This window comes from Yersinia aldovae ATCC 35236 (genome assembly GCF_000173735.1).
Taxonomy (GTDB): Bacteria; Pseudomonadota; Gammaproteobacteria; order Enterobacterales; family Enterobacteriaceae; genus Yersinia; species Yersinia aldovae.
The window spans coordinates 1-13,755 of sequence record NZ_ACCB01000027.1; the positions used below are offsets into that span (position 1 = coordinate 1).

A 13,755-nucleotide genomic window follows, 5' to 3' on the forward strand; every position below is an offset into this window, starting at 1 on the left:
CCGCGTTTTATTTCAGCAAAAAGGGGCTAAAAGACCAATATTTAAACAATTATTAAGCTAAACATTCACTCCCAGAGTTAAACAGTAGAGTAAAATAGATAGATAAGAGGACAGACAGGACAAATCACCATGCAACTAAATACCCAACAACAGGCCGCCCAGCGAAATCTCTCTTACCTGCTGGCTGAGAAAATTGGTCAGCGAATCCTCGTCGGAGAATATGAAGCCGGCAGCATACTGCCTGGTGAGATAGAGTTGGGGGAGCAATTCGGTGTTAGCCGTACTGCTATTCGTGAAGCAGTCAAGATGTTGGCTGCAAAAGGGATGCTATTACCCCGCCCCCGAATTGGTACCCGTGTTATGCCGCAAGCAAATTGGAACTACCTTGATCAGGAGTTACTGAGCTGGTGGATGAACCGTGAAAACTTCGATCAAGTGATGCAACACTTCCTTATATTAAGGACATCACTCGAACCCCAGGCGTGTTCACTGGCTGCCATACAAGCCAGTGAACAACAACGGGAGCTACTTGCATCCTTAATGACAGAGATGCGGGCGTTACATACCCGTTTTAATCGTGAACGATGGATACAAGTAGATGCCCAGTTTCACCAATTGATCTATGAGGCTAGCGGAAATCCGTTTTTAACCTCGTTTGCTAACTTGTTCAGTTCGGTTTACCACAGTTACTTCCGCGCCATTACCGGTGATGAAGTGATTAAACTGCAACATCATCAGGATATTGTCGACACGATTTTGGCCGGTGACAGCCAAGGAGCCTTGCTGGCCTGTCAGGTGTTATTAAGAGATAAAGATTAACTACCCGGTGTTTTCTATCCCTCTCTATAGCGAAAAGAAGGGTACTCAGACCCACTTGATATAACCAGGACGGATAATGATAAAATCTGCGCGCAGTATGGCAGGTCTTCCTTGGATAGCTGCTATGGCTTTCTTTATGCAAGCTTTGGATGCCACCATACTGAATACAGCCCTTCCTTCTATTGCTGAAAGTCTTAACCGCTCGCCACTGACCATGCAGTCAGCCATTATCAGTTACACCCTAACGGTGGCGATGCTTATCCCGGTAAGTGGTTGGCTGGCTGATCGTTTTGGTACTCGCCGGGTTTTCATTTTAGCCGTTTCTTTATTTACACTGGGGTCATTGCTGTGCGCGCTGTCAGGTTCCCTGCCGTTTTTGGTCGCCTCACGTATTATTCAGGGAGTCGGTGGAGCAATGATGATGCCGGTGGCAAGGCTGGCACTGATCCGAGCTTATCCACGCAGTGAATTATTGCCGGTTCTGAATTTTGTCACTATCCCTGGCTTGGTTGGCCCAGTGATGGGGCCGTTGTTGGGTGGGTTATTGGTCACCTACACCACCTGGCATTGGATTTTTATCCTGAATATTCCTATCGGCTTACTGGGCATCTTTTATGCCCGTAAATATATGCCGGACTTCACCATGCCTAAACGTGCCTTTGATATTATCGGTTTCCTGCTATTTGGTAGCAGTTTAGTCCTGATATCCGTAAGTCTGGAGATAATGGGGCGGCCCGATATTACCCGCTATCTACCAGCCACTGTGCTGCTGGGTGGCTTATTGATGTTGCTCTTCTATATATTCCACGCCAAAGGCCATCCTAATCCGCTAATTGGTTTGCCGCTGTTTAAAACCCGAACCTTTTCCGTCGGCATTGCGGGTAACGTAGCTTCACGTTTAGGGACTGGCTGCGTTCCTTTCCTGATGCCACTCATGTTGCAAGTCGGGTTTGGTTATTCCGCTATTATTGCTGGTTGCATGATGGCCCCCACCGCCATTGGTTCGATGATGGCAAAATCGATGGTGACTCAGCTGTTACGTTCGATGGGCTACCGTAAGGTATTAGTGGGTATAACTGCCATTATTGGGGTATTAATTGCGCTATTTGCGCTGCAATCACCGGGCATGTCGCCGTGGATGATGATATTGCCGCTATTTGTCCTGGGAATGGCAATGTCGACACAATTCACCGCAATGAACACAATCACACTGGCTGACCTAACCGATAATAATGCCAGTTCCGGCAACAGTGTTCTGGCGGTAACCCAGCAACTGGCTATCAGTTTTGGGGTAGCTATCAGCGCGGTGGTATTGCGGTTTTATGATGGGTTGTCGTTTGGCGGCAGCGTCGATCACTTCCACTATACCTTTATTACGATGGGCATCGTGACACTACTCTCCTCTATGGTGTTCTTATTGCTAAAACCAAGAGATGGCGACAATTTGATTCAGGGCAGGAATGTGAAAAAGGGAGCGAAATCCGCTGAAAGCGAAATTTAACGGGTCGCGACTGAACCACGCTCCATTAACTCGGGAGTGAGAACCAGAATTTGGGGTTCCGCTTCCGGGTTATTCAACCGATGAATCAGAGTATCAATGGCCAGTTCACCAAGGGAATCTTTTGGTTGATGGATAGTGGTCAGTGGTGGCGTCATATATTGTGCAATTTCAATATCATCATAACCAATAACGGCCATATCTTGCGGAATCGATAACCCTGCCTGATACAAAGCCTGATAAACCCCAACAGCCATCGCGTCATTACTGGTGAACACCGCTTCAGGCGGCTTCGGTAGTGCAAGTAACTGCTTCATCGCGACCAAGCCACCGCAAAATTCAAAATCACTGGCCACTTCATACTCAGAGGGAATAACTAAACCGGCGCGATTCATGGCCTTACGATATCCTTCCAACCGTTCTTTAGCCGGGGTCTTATCTTGTGGGCCAGCGATGCAGGCAATGCGGGTATATCCTCTGGCAATCAAATATGAAGTTGCCATTTCGCCACCCAATAACGAGTTGTCCTGAATCACATCATTGACGCCCTCGAAGGGTGCCCAATCCATCATGATGATCGGCAATGACGGGTAGCAACGCAGGATATCTTGTGACGGGCGGTGACTTTCGGTACACATCAGCAATAAACCATCGACACGTTTTTGCATCAAGGTTTCAATGCTACGGCTCATGCGGTCAATATCGCCTTCGGTATTGCACAGAATCAAACTGTAACCGCGCTCATAGCAACTGCGTTCTACGCCACGTACCACTTCGGAATAAAACGGGTTACTACTGGCGGTAACCAACATGCCGATGGTGCGGGTTTCCTTCAGTTTTAGGCTGCGGGCCAGCGCGGAGGGGGCATAGTTGAGTTGTTTGACGGCAGCCAGCACTTTGTCGCGAATAGCATCGCTGACAAAACGGTTTTTATTAATAACATGCGAAACGGTTGAGGTTGATACGCCCGCCAGACGGGCGACGTCTTTCATGGTGGCCAAAGTTAGCCCTGACCTTGTAAGAAACGGTCGATCTCAACGCGCCACGGAATCGAGGGCTGCGCACCGGGGCGAGTTACCGCAATGGCTGCTGCGGCATGAGCGAAGCGCACGGCTAAATCCATTGATTGCCCTTCCAATAAAGCAGTCAGTAGTGCGCCGTTGAACGTATCACCAGCAGCAATGGTATCCACGGCCTCAACCTTGAATCCTGCCACTAACTTGCCGTGACCCTGCTCACTGAGCCATACACCACGGCTACCTAAGGTAATGATGACGGTGGCTATACCTTTATTATGTAAGATTTGTGCAGCTTTCGCGGCGTCATCATCCTGCTCAATATGAACGCCGGTTAAGCGCTCTGCTTCCGTTTCATTTGGGGTAATCATATCCACCAGCGTTAACAGCTCATCTGGCAGTTCGCGGGCGGGGGCCGGATTCAGGATAACCTGCGTTTGATGCTGCTTTGCCAATTTCGCGGCGGCGATAACCGTCTCAAGTGGAGATTCCAGTTGCATCAATAATGCATCGGCATCGATCACCTGCTGCTGGTAGCGGCCAAGGTAGTCAGGTGTTACTGCTGAGTTAGCACCGGCATGAATACCAATGACATTTTCGCCCTCACCATTGACAAAAATCAGCGCGACACCGGTTGTAATGCCCGCAACCGCCTCGATTGGCGCAGTATCAATATTATCGCCAGCTAACTGCCGACGCACCCGATCACCAATATCATCTTCACCCACACAGGCAATAAACGCGATGTTTGCTCCGCTACGGCCAGCAGCAACGGCCTGATTAGCACCTTTGCCACCAAACGCCACGTTATACTGCTTGCCGATCACCGTTTCACCCGGACGTGGAAACTGCTCAATGTTCAGAATATGGTCGGCATTGATACTACCTAAGACCACCAGTTTACCTGTTTCCATCGTATTTATTCCTTTGTCATTGAAGTTGCAGGGGTGTTAGCTACGTTCACTCACCCGAATCACTGATTTGAATCAGCTCATCGGGATTCATTCACTTGCTGCCTACCTGCAACTGCAATTACCTTGGGTTTATTGAATGACAACTACTGATTGAATGAGGATATTATTTAGTCACTAATTTCAGATCTACTGGGATAACCGCCGGTACTTTTTCGCCTTTCAATACTTTATCCGCGGTTTGTACACCAATCACACCAATCTGATCTGGGCGTTGAGCGATAGTTGCCCCCAGTTTCCCGCCTTCAACCGCTTTGATGCCATCGTCAGTACCATCGAAACCAACCACTAACACATCGGTTTTACCGGCGGTTTGCAACGCACGCAGAGCACCCAGCGCCATTTCGTCGTTCTGTGCAAATACCGCCTGCACGTTCGGGTGTGCTGTCAGCAGGTTCTGCATAACGTTCAAGCCCTTAGTACGGTCAAAATCTGCCGGTTGGCTCGCCAATAACTGGAATTTATTTTTTTCCATTGATTGCTTGAAGCCTTCGCCGCGCTCACGCGCAGCAGACGCACCAGCAATCCCTTCCAACTGAATCACTTTGGCATCGCTACCGACTTTCTTAGCAATGTAATCACCGGCCATTTTGCCGCCGAAACGGTTGTCAGAGGCTACGTGGCTCACCACGGTGCCTGAGTTTGCCAGACGGTCGAGCGTGATAACCGGGATATTGGCTTTATTCGCCATTTTAACTGCGTTACCCACCGCATCAGAATCGGTTGGGTTAATCAGCAGTAATTTGGTGCCGCGTACCGTTAAGTCCTGCACGTTAGCCAACTCTTTAGCCGGGTTGTTTTGAGAATCCAATACCACCAGGTTGTAGCCCAGTTTATCCGCTTCTTTTTGTGCGCCGTCTTTCATTGAAACAAAGAACGGGTTATTCAGCGTGGAAACAACCAATGCAATCGTGTCTTTTGCCAGCGCGTTAGCACTTACGGTCGCACTCAATGCAACAACAGAGATCAAAGTAGCCAGTTTCTTCATTTTCATAGTCGCAATTCCTGTAGGGAGTTAGGAGGTTATTTGCTGCTTTTATTGTCTACCAACACCGCCAGCAGGATAACCACTGCTTTAACGATCATTTGGTAGTAAGAGGAGACACCCAATAAATTCAAACCGTTATTTAAGAAACCGAGGATTAATGCGCCGATCAGGGTGCCGACAATCCGCCCTTTCCCCCCAGCAAGGCTGGTACCACCCAGAACCACGGCTGCGATTGCATCCAGTTCATAGCCGGTACCGGCAGTGGGTTGCGCGGAGGACAGGCGGGCAACTTCAATTATCCCGGCCAGTGCTGCTAACAACCCACAGAGTGAATAAACAATAATCTTAACTTTATCAACGCTGATACCAGAGAGGCGTGTTGCGGATTCATTGCCACCCAGCGCGTAGATATAACGGCCCAGACGCGTGTGGTGCAACATATACCAGGCGGCAATAAAGACAATCGCCATCAACCAGATTGGGGTTGGCACACCTAATGGGCGACCAATACCGAACCAACCAAAGGTGTCCGCCACATCAGTAAAACCGGTATTAACTGGGCTACCGTTGGTGTAAACCATCGTCACACCGCGTAATAGCAACATCATGACCAGCGTCGCAATAAACGCCTGAACTTTGCCTTTGGCAACAATCACCCCAGTGATGCCACCAATAAATGCCCCCAGCGCCAATGCTGCGCCTACGGCAACCAAGGCATTCACTTCCAACCCGACAATCGAGGCGGCAACTGCGCCGGTCAACGCTAATAATGATCCGACCGATAAATCAATGCCAGAAGTCAGTATAACCAGCGTCATCCCAACCGCCATAATGGCGTTGACGGAAGTCTGCTGGAGAATGTTAAACATGTTATTAAGGGTAAAGAAGTTAGGGCTTAGTGACGAAACCACAGCAATCAGCACCAGCAGCGCAATCAGTGATTTTTGTTCTAATAGCCATTCTTTACTGAACCAGCGCTTGGTCTGGATAGTCTGGGAACTCATATCTGATTACTCCTGCTCTACTCGTCATATTTCAAGCTGCATGTGTGTTGGCTTCCTGCAACTTGAATTATTTAGAGTCTAAATAAATTATTTTTCCAATAAATCGCGCTTGCCGACAGCCGCGGCCATCAACACTTCCTGGGTAGCCTGTTCAATCGAGAACTCGCCGCTTAACTGGCCTTCATGCATCACGAGAATACGGTCACTCATGCCCAGCACTTCGGGCATTTCTGAGGAGACCAAAATGATGCTCAGCCCTTCTTGTTTGAATTGATTGATTAACTGGTAGATCTCTTTTTTAGCCCCGACGTCCACACCACGAGTCGGTTCATCAAGGATCAACACTTTTGGTCGGGTCATCAAACCGCGCGCAATCGCCACTTTTTGCTGATTACCACCGGATAACAAACCAATCGGCTGTTCCATAGATGGCGTCTTTATATTGAATAAACGAATAAAATCAGAGACCGCTTGCTGTTCATCGGCATGTTTGAGCGACCCTCCTGCACGGCTGAAATAACGCAATGCCGTCAAAGACATATTCTCTTTAACTGACATGCCCAGCACCAGTCCATCCCGTTTACGGTCTTCGGAAATATAAACAATACCGTTTGCCAAACCATCCTGCGGAGAATGAGTCACCACTTCGCGGCCATCCAACATGACAAAACCGGATTTACGCGGTAATGCACCATAGATGATTTTCATCAGCTCGGTGCGACCCGCCCCCATCAAACCGGCAACGCCCAAGATCTCACCGCTGTATAACGTGAAACTGACATTTGTCACACCGGGGCCACAGAGCTGTTTGACCTGCAAACGTTTTTCACCACGAGGGATATTCAAACGTGGGTATTGCTCTTCCAGTTTACGGCCCACCATCATCTCAATTAGCGAGTTTTCAGTCAGGCCATCAACCGGCTTTTCGGCGATGAATTGGCCATCACGGAATACCGTCACGTCGTCGCAAATCTCGAAAATCTCTTTTAACCGGTGAGAGATATAAACGATACCGCGACCTTCTGCTTTCAGCTCATTGATAACATTAAACAGAGAGGCGGTTTCAGTATCGGTAAGCGCATCGGTTGGCTCATCCATAATGATCACTTTGGATTCAAAACTCAGCACTTTGGCGATTTCTACCATTTGCTGGTCGCCAATCGAAAGTTCGCCCACCAGCCGATGGCTGCTGTAACTGATATTAAGGCGCGCCAGCAGTAAATCCGCTTCGGCATACATCTTTTTCCAATCGATGCCGCCAAAACGATTAACAAACTCACGGCCTAAAAAGATATTTTCCGCGATGGTTAACTGTGGGATCAGGTTAAGTTCCTGATGGATAATGCCAATCCCCGCTTCCTGCGACTCTTTCGGGCCATTAAACACCACTTCTTTACCCAGGAAATGCTGACTGCCGGCATCTTTATGGTAGATACCGGTCAGCACTTTCATCATGGTTGATTTTCCGGCGCCATTTTCACCCACCAGCGCCATCACCCTGCCAGGATAGACACTCAGTGCAGCACCGGAGAGCGCTTTAACGCCGGGAAAGGCTTTATCAATCCCTTTCAGTTGCAGCAAAGGTTGCATAAACGCCTCAGAAGGTTACGCCGGAGCAGAGAATAACGTTAGCAAAGGGGGAACATTCCCCGCTACGAATCACTGCCCGGCTTTGTTTGGTTTGCTCTTTAAAAGCCTCATGGCTGATATAGCGCACCGTAATATGGTTTCCCTGATGTTGCTCAAGTTGTGATAGTTGTGCGAGTAACGCTTCATGGAGTTGCGGATTGTTTTTAACGATCTCCTCCGCCAAGACTGCACTCTCAACCTGCATTTCTTGCGTTACCACCTCGAGAACCTGAAGAAAGCCAGGGACGCCTTGTGTCAGTGCCAGATCGATACGTGTGGTGGTTGCCGGTATCGGCAGCCCCGCATCACCTATCACAACCTGATCAGTATGGCCCAGACGGGAGATAACAGCGGAAATATCAGAATTCAGTAATGCGCCTTTTTTCATTTTCTACTCCGACAGCGAAACGTTTCGCTGATACAGAGTTTAGAAAAATGGCCGCAGAAGGCAAACCCAATTTGGTGAAATTGTGATCACCATCGAAACGTTTCGCTGCACAAATGAAAAGTGGTCATGATAGAGGTGAAAAAGGCCGTTATGACTAACGGCCTGAGGTTGATGGCAAACCTATTTTGTCGCACTGAGACTGGCGGGGCGACTGCACCAATGGGCACTCCGATGGCTCACGCCGTTACGACCCATTCGGCACATTTCCCCGCTTATCAACGTTGTTAACTGCCTTCTCAGTTAAATCTCTACCTGCGTTCCTAGCTCAATCACCCGATTGGGTGGGATCTCAAACTGGTCTGGCGCACGTAGCGCATTGCGACTAAGCGCAATAAACAACTTGCCACGCAAGAACAGATGCCACGGCCGCTTGGTGAGAATTAACGATTCGTGGGACATAAAGAATGAGGTTTCCATCATCTGGCAAGGCAAGCCTTCCAAACCACAGCGGTGGAAAATCTCCTCCATATTCGGTGTTTCACGCCAACCATAGTTGGCCACCACTCGCCAGAAGGTAGGAGAAAGCTGCTCGATGGTCACACGTTTCACATTATGCACGTAAGGCGCGTCTTCAGTTCGCAATGTCAGCAATACCACCCGCTCATGCAACACTTTGTTATGTTTAAGGTTATGTAACAATGCAAAAGGAATTATATTCATTACCCGCGACATATAAACCGCAGTACCGGGTACCCGTACCGGTGGCGATTTTTCGAGTGAAGCAATCATCGCTTCCAGTGAATTTCCGTGTTCATACATACGGCGCAACAAGCTGAAACGCTCACTTTTCCAGGTTGTCATGATGATAAACATCACCAGGCCCAGCGACAGTGGCAACCAACCACCAGAGAACAATTTCAGGGCATTGGCAGAAAACATCGGAATATCAATAATTAATAACACCACCAGCAAACAACCGACAAAGACGCGGTTCCAGTGCCAATTTTTCAGCGCCACGGTGCAGAACAAAATACTGGTTATCACCATCGTACCGGTTACGGCAATACCGTAAGCCGCAGCCAGATTACTGGAGCGCTCGAAGCCGACAATCACCAATACCACCGCTAAATACAGTGTCCAGTTAATCACAGGAATATATATCTGGCCTGATTCCATTTCAGAGGTATGAATAATCCGCATCGGCGGCAAATAGCCCAACCGCACGGCCTGCCGGGTAAGCGAAAACACACCAGAGATAACCGCTTGTGAGGCAATAACGGTGGCGAACGTCGCCAGAATCAACAATGGAATTAGCGCCCAATCCGGTGCTAGCAGGAAAAACGGGTTTTTAATCGCCTCAGGGTTTTTCAGTAATAGCGCGCCCTGACCAAAATAGTTCAGCACTAACGACGGTAGAACCACGGTAAACCACGCCAGGCGGATAGGGAATCGACCGAAGTGCCCCATATCGGCATACAGCGCCTCCACCCCAGTGATAGCCAGTACGACCGCGCCAAGGGCATAGAATGAAACAGCTTTATATTCAGTAAAGAAGCTTAGTGCCCATTTGGGATTCAGTGCAGACAGAACTTCCGGGTTCGCGATAATACTGCGCAGCCCAAGCAGAGCGAGCGTTAGAAACCACACCAACATAACCGGCGCGAATAACTTACCCACACTGCCAGTACCGTGTTTTTGAATGATAAATAGCAGTGTTAACACCGCAATGGAGCAGGGAACAATGTAGGGGTCAAGCGCTGGTGCGGCAATTTCCAGCCCTTCAATAGCCGACATAACCGATATGGCCGGGGTGATAACCACCTCACCATAAAAGAAACTGCCGCCAATCAGCCCGAGGATCACCAATATTGAGGTGGCTCTGGAAGACGTATTACGCCCAGCCAAGGACATTAACGTAAGAATCCCCCCTTCACCGGCGTTATCAGCCCGCATCACGTAGGTCAGGTATTTAACTGAAACTATCAAGATTAACATCCAGAAGATCAGCGATAAAAAACCAAACACCACATCCGGACGGACATCAAAACCATAGTGACCAGAAAAGCACTCTCTCAAGGTATAGAGTGGGCTGGTACCAATGTCACCGTAAACGACCCCGATAGCTGCCAGTGTTACTGCCGATAAAGATTGTTTCTTATGTTCTGTGCTCATCATTGAATTCTTTTTGCTAGAACATCCATAAGCTGATGCGTGCGTTTAAGAACCGCAATCGCGCATTCTGTATTCTTAGTACGCCCACCAAAAGGCGCACAGTATGCACCATTTCAATAGATTGCCTACTCTTAAATACTGTGAAAATGGTTAAAATTGATTGGCTACCAATATCAGAGAATATAATTTTTTACTAATCAACAAACTATCTTATTAAAAAAGAGGATTTATTCCTTTCTATCAGGTAAAAATCAATTATCTAACGGAACATATAGAACAATTATGGCGCAATCATCGCAATTAGCAGAAAGAATATCCCGATTAAGCAGTGCCCTTGAAAGTGGCCTGTATGAACGACAGGAAGCTATCCGCCTTTGTTTGCTGGCCGCCCTCAGCGGTGAGAGTGTCTTTCTGCTTGGCCCACCGGGAATTGCCAAAAGCCTGATTGCTCGTCGCCTGAAATTTGCTTTTCGCAATGCCCGTGCATTTGAATACCTGATGACCCGATTCTCAACACCGGAAGAGGTATTTGGCCCACTTTCTATTCAGGCGTTGAAAGAAGAAGGGCGCTACCAACGCATGACCGGCGGCTATCTGCCAGAAGCGGAAATCGTCTTTCTTGATGAAATCTGGAAAGCAGGCCCGGCAATCTTGAATACTTTACTCACCGCAATTAATGAACGCCGTTTTCGCAATGGTGATCGGGAAGACAGCATTCCAATGCGGCTGCTGGTTACCGCCTCCAACGAGCTGCCAGATGCAGACAGTAGTTTGGAAGCGCTTTATGACCGAATGCTGATCCGCCTATGGCTGGATCGCGTGCAAGAGAAGCAGAACTTCCGTTCGTTACTGCTTAGCCGACAAAACGAAAATCACAATCCGGTGGCAGAAAATCTCAGTATCAGTGATGAAGAATTCTATCAGTGGCAACCATTGATCGACAAAATTACGCTGCCCGATCACTGCTTTGAGCTGATTTTTCAGCTACGTCAACGGCTGAGCGCGCATGAACAGGCTCCATATGTATCAGATAGACGCTGGAAAAAGGCACTGCGCCTACTCCAGGCTAGCGCATTTTTCAGTGGCCGGGATGAAGTAACCCCTATTGATTTGATTTTATTGAAAGATTGCCTGTGGCATGACCTAAACTCCCTCAAATTACTGCAACAACAGCTTGAGCAATTGTTAACGGAACAGGGATACCAGCAGCAAAGTCTATTAATGAAACTACAGCATATTCAGGGCCAATGGTTGCAGCACCAACAGCAACAAAGTGACCATCAGGCGCTAACGGTGGTGAGACAAAGCGGAATGTTCAGCCGCAAACCCCAATATGCGCTGCCAGGCCATCTGACTGACAGCACCTTGACTCTCTTGCTGCAAAAACCACTCTATCTGCATGATATTCAGGTTAATCATCTGCAAATAGAGAAAGATGCTCTGGTGCAGTGGTTAAATAAGGGCGGAGCATTACGCGCCAAATTAAACGGTATAGGTTATGCCCAATCTATTGATGCGGAAATTGATGATCAGTTACATATAATTGTTCTTGATGCTAGCCGCCAGCCATCCCTCCTCTCACAACCGGGAGCCACCACCAGCAGCGTTCCCCCTGAGCTGCTGGTGGCATTAACCGAGCTTGAAAACAGTTTGTCTGAGCAACGGCGGCTATTCAGTCAGCACCAACCTTGCCTGTTCACCCCATCATCCTGGCTGGCAAAAATTGAAGCCAGCTTATTACAGGTAGTAGAACAGCTAAAACAGCAGCAACAAAAAATGTGCGGACACTGACAGATGCTCAGCCTGGCCACACTGGATCTGCTGTTATCAATAAGTGAGGGCGAACTTATTGAAGAAATGGTGATTTGGCTGCTGGCATCACCCCAGTTAGCCTTATTTTTTGAAAAATTCCCGCGTATTAAACGGGCGTTGATGAAGGATATTCCAGCCTGGAAGCAGAACTTACAACAACGTATCCATGAGGCGAAAGTCCCACCGGGCCTGGCAAATGAATTTTTCTTATATCAACAGCGTCAGTTGGAAGATAGCCCACAGTTTTATGCCCATTTGCCCGATATCGTGGCGCAGTTACAGGCATTGCATTCCCCCTTTGCTACACAAGCCAAAACATTGCTGCAAACCGCTGATTTAGCCAAAAACCCCCAAACCGGTGAGAGTTTGCAAACGCTCTTTTTACAGCGCTGGCGCGTTAGCCTGACCTTACAAACCATCACTATCCATCATCAGTTACTTGAGCAAGAACGCGAACAACTTTTAGCTGAATTACAACAACGTTTGGCACTCAGTGGCGCGTTAGAACCGATACTGGCAACCAACGATGGCGCGGCAGGGCGCTTGTGGGATATGAGTCAGGGGCATTTGCAGCGTGGCGATTATCAATTGTTACTGCAATACGGTGACTTCCTGCAACACCAACCCGAATTACAGCAATTGGCCGAACAACTCGGCCGCAGCCGTTCAGCCAAAGCGCAGCCCACGCCAGATGCTCGCTACGAGCCTTACACCGTGATGGTGCGTCAGCCCGATACGGTGCCAGAAGAAGTCAGTGGTATTCATCAGAGCAATGATATTTTGCGGCTATTACCGACCGAACTGGTGATGCTGGGGATGAGTGAACTGGAATTTGAGTTTTATCGTCGCTTACTGGAGCGGCGCTTGCTCACCTACCGTTTACAGGGAGATAACTGGCAGGAAAAAACCTTACAGCGGCCCGTTAGCCTTAAGAGTCATGATGAACAACCTCGTGGCCCTTTTATTGTTTGTGTTGATACTTCCGGCTCGATGGGTGGCTTTAATGAGCAGTGTGCCAAAGCATTTTGTCTGGCTCTGCTGCGAATCGCTCTGGCGGATAACCGCCGCTGTTACATCATGCTATTTGCTACCGAAATAATCCATTATGAGCTATCAGCAGCCAGTGGCATTGAACAAGCAATTCGCTTTCTTAGTCAGCACTTTCACGGCGGAACCGATCTGGCCGCATGTTTAGCCAGCACATTAAGTAAAATGGAAGACAGGGAGTGGTATGACGCCGATGCAGTGATCATTTCTGACTTTATCGCCCAGCGCTTACCGGATGAATTAGTGCGCAAGATTAAAATTCAACAACAGGCCCACCAGCACCGTTTTCATGCCGTCGCCATGTCAGCTTATGGCAAGCCCGGTATCATGCGTATTTTCGATCATATCTGGCGCTTTGATACCGGTTTAAAAAGCCGCTTAATGCGCCGCTGGAAACGCTAATTTAGCATT

The 13,755-nt window shown here is 48.5% G+C and carries 11 protein-coding genes; 4 read left to right on the forward strand and 7 right to left on the reverse strand.

Annotation, left to right across the window (positions count from 1 at the left end; translation table 11 throughout):
• The first annotated feature begins 129 nt into the window (after positions 1-129).
• Both YALDO0001_RS12980 and mdtD read left to right on the forward strand, forming a co-directional pair.
• Positions 130-819, forward strand: a complete 690-nt coding sequence (locus YALDO0001_RS12980; RefSeq protein WP_004703857.1) for a FadR/GntR family transcriptional regulator — start codon at positions 130-132, stop codon at positions 817-819.
• A 76-nt stretch (positions 820-895) separates the two neighbouring features.
• Positions 896-2,320, forward strand: a complete 1,425-nt coding sequence (gene mdtD, locus YALDO0001_RS12985) for a multidrug transporter subunit MdtD (protein ID WP_042840029.1) — start codon at positions 896-898, stop codon at positions 2,318-2,320.
• On the opposite strand, the gene rbsR is transcribed toward mdtD, so the two are convergent.
• The 7 genes from rbsR to kup all read right to left on the reverse strand — a co-directional run bounded on the left by rbsR (position 2,317) and on the right by kup (position 10,485).
• On the reverse strand, positions 2,317-3,318 hold the full coding sequence (gene rbsR / locus YALDO0001_RS12990; protein WP_042840030.1) for a ribose operon transcriptional repressor RbsR: 1,002 nt from the start codon (positions 3,316-3,318) through the stop codon (positions 2,317-2,319). The genes mdtD and rbsR overlap by 4 nt on opposite strands.
• 2 nt (positions 3,319-3,320) lie before the next feature.
• Positions 3,321-4,247: a ribokinase gene (gene rbsK, locus YALDO0001_RS12995; protein WP_004703859.1), complete on the reverse strand. Its 927-nt coding sequence runs from the start codon at positions 4,245-4,247 to the stop codon at positions 3,321-3,323.
• A gap of 163 nt (positions 4,248-4,410) precedes the next feature.
• Positions 4,411-5,298 carry a ribose ABC transporter substrate-binding protein RbsB gene (gene rbsB / locus YALDO0001_RS13000; protein ID WP_004703860.1) on the reverse strand — a complete coding sequence of 296 codons (888 nt, stop codon included), beginning with the start codon at positions 5,296-5,298 and terminating at the stop codon, positions 4,411-4,413.
• A gap of 29 nt (positions 5,299-5,327) precedes the next feature.
• Entirely contained in the window at positions 5,328-6,296 is a 969-nt protein-coding gene (gene rbsC / locus YALDO0001_RS13005) for a ribose ABC transporter permease (RefSeq protein ID WP_004703861.1), read from the reverse strand.
• 87 nt (positions 6,297-6,383) lie between these two features.
• Entirely contained in the window at positions 6,384-7,886 is a 1,503-nt protein-coding gene (rbsA, locus tag YALDO0001_RS13010) for a ribose ABC transporter ATP-binding protein RbsA (protein ID WP_004703862.1), read from the reverse strand.
• Positions 7,887-7,893: 7 nt separating this feature from the next.
• Positions 7,894-8,313, reverse strand: a complete 420-nt coding sequence (gene rbsD, locus YALDO0001_RS13015; protein WP_004703863.1) for a D-ribose pyranase — start codon at positions 8,311-8,313, stop codon at positions 7,894-7,896.
• Positions 8,314-8,613: 300 nt separating this feature from the next.
• On the reverse strand, positions 8,614-10,485 hold the full coding sequence (gene kup, locus YALDO0001_RS13020) for a low affinity potassium transporter Kup (RefSeq protein ID WP_042547338.1): 1,872 nt from the start codon (positions 10,483-10,485) through the stop codon (positions 8,614-8,616).
• A 282-nt stretch (positions 10,486-10,767) separates the two neighbouring features.
• Here kup and ravA point away from each other — a divergent pair, with 282 nt between their 5' ends.
• Entirely contained in the window at positions 10,768-12,276 is a 1,509-nt protein-coding gene (gene ravA, locus YALDO0001_RS13025; protein ID WP_004703865.1) for an ATPase RavA, read from the forward strand.
• Positions 12,277-12,279: 3 nt separating this feature from the next.
• On the forward strand, positions 12,280-13,746 hold the full coding sequence (viaA, locus tag YALDO0001_RS13030; protein ID WP_004703866.1) for an ATPase RavA stimulator ViaA: 1,467 nt from the start codon (positions 12,280-12,282) through the stop codon (positions 13,744-13,746).
• Positions 13,747-13,755 lie beyond the last annotated feature (9 nt).